This window comes from Gordoniibacillus kamchatkensis (assembly GCF_000829455.1).
Classification (GTDB): Bacteria; Bacillota; Bacilli; order Paenibacillales; family NBRC-103111; genus Gordoniibacillus; species Gordoniibacillus kamchatkensis.
On record NZ_JXAK01000130.1, the window covers coordinates 1 to 3,830 of the forward strand.

Here is a 3,830-nt window from a genome sequence, read left to right on the forward strand (position 1 = left end):
TCAGGGCGGCCTGCGCGGCCGCCTCCGCCTCCGCCGCCGAGAGCCCGCTGCCCGGCTGGACGGCGACGCGCTCGTCCAGCGCCTGCAGCGCCGCGGCTTTGGCCTCCGTCGCGGTCAGCGCCGCGTTCACCATGGCCGCGTCGGTCATGGTGCCGTCCACGAGCACGATCGCGTTGATCGTGCCCGGAACAGCTGCGGGGCGCGCTGCGCCAGCCCCGCGCGAGCCTTGTTACCGAGTCCGACGGTAACAAGGCTCGTCACCGCGCCGCCCCGTAGGCGGCGCGGGCTAGTCCCGCGTCGGCGACCCGCGCCGCCGTCAGCATGCCGGCGGCGGCTGCGCCGTTCAGCCGCTGTGCGCGCAAGAACGCCTCCATCTCGGCGTTCGGATCGTCGCAATCATACGATTTGTCGACTTGCCGATTGACGAGTACGGTACAGTACCCGAATCCCCCGCCCCACGGGGCCGAATTGAGCGTCCTTAGCGGCTCGTCCGCCTCGAGAAGCAAGTACGAGGCGGCTTGTCCCGTCACGAGGTGCGCTCGCACCCCTTCGACGCCGAGCGACAGCTCGATGCGGCTTACGTCCGCATGGCCGCCGGGGATATGCCGTATGCCGCTGCCGTCTTGCATTTGCCGGTCGTTCCCGTTCCGGGCCATCGCTTACCTTCGCTCCTCGTCAACTGCCTCCACGTCTGTCGGCCGCGGCTCGGCGAACGGCCGGTACAAGTATCGGCGATCCAATTTGACAAGCCTGCGGTTTGGCTTGCGGATCATGACGAGCTCCGCATCCCACGCCACGACGATGCCCCTCACATCGTTCACCGGATCGGCGTCGCGGACGACGCGCAGCATCGTCCCGGCCACCCGGTATTGATCCAATTGTTCGTCGCTAATCATTGATCGTCACCTCTGCCCCTAGCATACAACATCGGCCCCGCCAAGAAAACCTCGCCTCAGGCGAGGGCAAGCGCACATAATCGTTCCCGCTCCCGGGCACCTTAACCACAGGCGATACATCCCGGAAAAGGTGGAACGGATGAAGAAGAAAAAATTTTACGTGACGGTAGGTTCGGGCTCCATAGTCGATAACAAGACCGATGAAAGCTTCGAATTTGAAATCGAGGCGACGGACGAGCAGATAGACCGGCTTCAGGAGCTGTTCGAGGATACGGCAGCCGCCGAGACGGCAGCGGGGACGCGCGGCTTGCTCCTCCCTACCCGCTCGGAAGACCATAACGAAGGTTACGATAGCCACCTGGGCGGCGTGTATCGGATGCTTTACGAGCTTGGGACGCCGGAGACGAAGGCGCACATCGAGAAGATGAACGTGCTGAACGGGCCGATCGCCCCTGCGGCGCCGCTTGTCCCTCAGTAAGCCCGGGCGCCCGATTTTGCCTGCAAAAAAACCCTCGATCCTTGCGGACCGAGGGTTGTGCCATTTTAGCCGACATGCTCCTTGGAGTCGTTCGTCTCGAACCACTCGTCGAGCACTTTGCTGGACATGACGCGCTTCTTGATATATTCCGTCTGCTGCTTTGAAAACTGCTGCTCCCATTCAATCGACAGCTCCGTACAGAGCTTCACTAACGTCAACAGCTCGGACCAGGCAACATAGCGCTTATACCAAAAAAATTGAGGATGTTCAATCATATAGGGATACAGGTCGTCAAACTCCGTATGCTTGCAATCCAATGCCCGCTCAAAATGAGTTTTCGCCTCGGACAGCTTCGTCATCAAATAATCGGCCGGTATAGTCGGGTTCCCCATGTTAATGCCTCCTCTCTGTCACCTTGGTACCATTATAAAGGAAAAAGCGATTTCATGGAAGGCAGTTATCCGCTGGAAAAAAAATCGGCCCCCACTATTCCGCGAACGTAATGCGCCCTCCGGCGAGCGAAGCGATGCGCGCCAGCGCTTCGACGCGAATGCCGCGTTCGCGCAGCGACGCGCCTCCCGCCTGGAACGCTTTCTCGACGGCGATGCCGACGCCGACAAGCTCGGCTTCAGCGCGTTCCACGATGCGCATTAAGCCGCGCGCCGCGTCGCCGTTTGCAATGAAGTCGTCGACGAGCAGCACCCGGTCCCCTTTTGCCAAAAATTCGGAAGAAACCATAATGTCGGTGACGATGCCTTTCGTGAACGACGGCACCCTCTCGACATACAAATTGTCCGTCATCGTGACCGGCTTTTTGCGCCGCGCGAACACAAGCGGCACGCCGAGCGTGAAAGCCGTCGCATACGCGACAGGGATGCCGGACGATTCCACGGTCAGCACCCGCGTCGCTTCGTTTCCGCGAACAGTCGCGCGAACTCCTTGCCCATTTCCATGATTAGCTGCGGGTCGATCTGATGGTTCAGGATCGAATCGAGCTTGAGCACTTGATCTGAGACTACAGTGCCGACTTCGAGAATTCGTTTTTTCAGCAGCTCCACCTCGGTACCTCCCGCATCAATATTATCAGTAAAGTATCATAATGAACGAGTAGGTTTCAAGTCCCATTTTCAAAAAGGGACTTCCTTCCAGCGAAACTTTTTATGTGCTCGTGCCGTTATTATGAATAGGAAGCTTTTTGTCGCAGTCATTGAGCTCGGCGGCAAAAACGTTTACTATTTTGACTATAGCAAGTATTTGCAGCGGAGGAGCTGAAGTTCCGTCATGAACCGTCCCGCGACGTTCGTCGCCCTGACATACATAATCGTCTTCGCCGCATTCGCCGCCACGCTGGCAGGATGCGAACGGCAAGCTGCCGTGCCTGGGTCCGCCAGTGCGGACCGCAAGCTTTCCGGCACCGAAGCTTCGTTCGATACGGCCTCCTCACGGCGGTCTGCCTCGGGAGGGCAGGAGCAAGCTGCGGCCGGCAAAGACTCGATGCATATTTCGTCTACCGCTGGTCCGGACACCGGCACCGCTGCGGCCGCCCCGATCGCCGCTCCGGCAGGAAAGCCCGTCGGCAAGTCCGAGGCGGCGCAGTCGCCGGCGCAGTCAGCGAAGCCGCATGTGGAGGCGAAAGACGCTTATAAAGAAGGAAAGCCGACGCTGCTCGGCCTCGCGCTCAAGACGCCGAAGGACGACGTACTGGCAAAGCTCGGCGCCGCCAAAAACAAGTTCGTGATGGATGACGATGCGGATCCGATCACGGTATACGACTACACCGACTTCTCCGTCGGCTTTAACAAAAACGATACGCTCGAGTTCGTCGACGTGCGTTCGGCCGACATCGATCCCGGGCTGCACGGCCTGCGCCTCGGACAGAAGCTGGAAGACGCCGTCGCCGCACTGGGCAAGCCCGATACGAACACATCGTACGTACTGACCTACAAGTCCGAAGGACGGTGCTGAAGCTCGACCTCGATCCGAAGGCCGGGACGATCCGCTCGATCAAGCTGTTCGCCTTGAAATGAGCGAAGCTTGGCCAAAATCAGGGCTTTTCCTTTGCCGCCCGGCGAAGGAAAAGCCCTGTGTCTTTATTGAACCGTTGCAATACCGGGATCCAGAAGTTTGGGCAAAGCCCGAGAGGCGCTTAAGCGCCGTTCCGGTGCCCGATCCGCCCCGTTGGCATGCCTTAAGCCTTAACGGAATACTGTTCCGTTATTTCGCATCCGGAGCTCGACCGCCATAGCATAACGGAACGCGGTGTCTTTATTGAACCGTTGCAATACCGGGATCCAGAAGTTTGGGCAAAGCCCGAGAGGCGCTTAAGCGCCGTTCCGGTGCCCGATCCGCCCGTTGGCCATGCCTTAAGCCTTAACGGAATACTGTTCCGTTATTTCGCATCCGGAGCTCGACCGCCATAGCATAACGGAACGCGGTGTCTTTATTGAACCGTTGCA

Annotated in this window: 5 protein-coding genes and 2 pseudogenes; 2 read left to right on the plus strand and 5 right to left on the minus strand. The window is 59.3% G+C overall.

The annotated features are described in order from the left end of the window. From SD70_RS39605 to SD70_RS32325, 3 genes and pseudogenes are all read right to left on the minus strand, one after another. A pseudogene (locus SD70_RS39605) lies at positions 1–190 on the minus strand (adenosylcobinamide amidohydrolase); the annotation flags it as partial. Positions 191–257: 67 nt separating this feature from the next. Further along, positions 258–656 carry an adenosylcobinamide amidohydrolase gene (locus SD70_RS39610; RefSeq protein WP_052488131.1) on the minus strand — a complete coding sequence of 133 codons (399 nt, stop codon included), beginning with the start codon at positions 654–656 and terminating at the stop codon, positions 258–260. A 3-nt stretch (positions 657–659) separates the two neighbouring features. Further along, positions 660–896, minus strand: coding sequence for a hypothetical protein (locus SD70_RS32325; RefSeq protein ID WP_041052806.1), 237 nt, complete (start codon positions 894–896; stop codon positions 660–662). 139 nt (positions 897–1,035) lie between these two features. On the opposite strand from SD70_RS32325, the gene SD70_RS32330 reads away from it, so the two are divergent. Then, the gene (locus SD70_RS32330; protein ID WP_041052808.1) at positions 1,036–1,374 is read left to right on the plus strand and encodes a hypothetical protein; all 339 of its coding nucleotides are present in this window, start codon (positions 1,036–1,038) and stop codon (positions 1,372–1,374) included. 65 nt (positions 1,375–1,439) lie between these two features. Here SD70_RS32330 and SD70_RS32335 read toward each other — a convergent pair whose 3' ends face one another. Further along, the gene (locus tag SD70_RS32335; RefSeq protein WP_041052810.1) at positions 1,440–1,766 is read right to left on the minus strand and encodes a hypothetical protein; all 327 of its coding nucleotides are present in this window, start codon (positions 1,764–1,766) and stop codon (positions 1,440–1,442) included. Between the two features lie 94 nt (positions 1,767–1,860). Next, positions 1,861–2,432 (minus strand): annotated as a pseudogene (locus SD70_RS32340) (xanthine phosphoribosyltransferase). Between the two features lie 223 nt (positions 2,433–2,655). On the opposite strand from SD70_RS32340, the gene SD70_RS32345 reads away from it, so the two are divergent. Further along, a complete protein-coding gene (locus SD70_RS32345) occupies positions 2,656–3,339 on the plus strand; it encodes a hypothetical protein (protein ID WP_052488132.1) in 684 nt (227 codons plus the stop codon). Positions 3,340–3,830 lie beyond the last annotated feature (491 nt).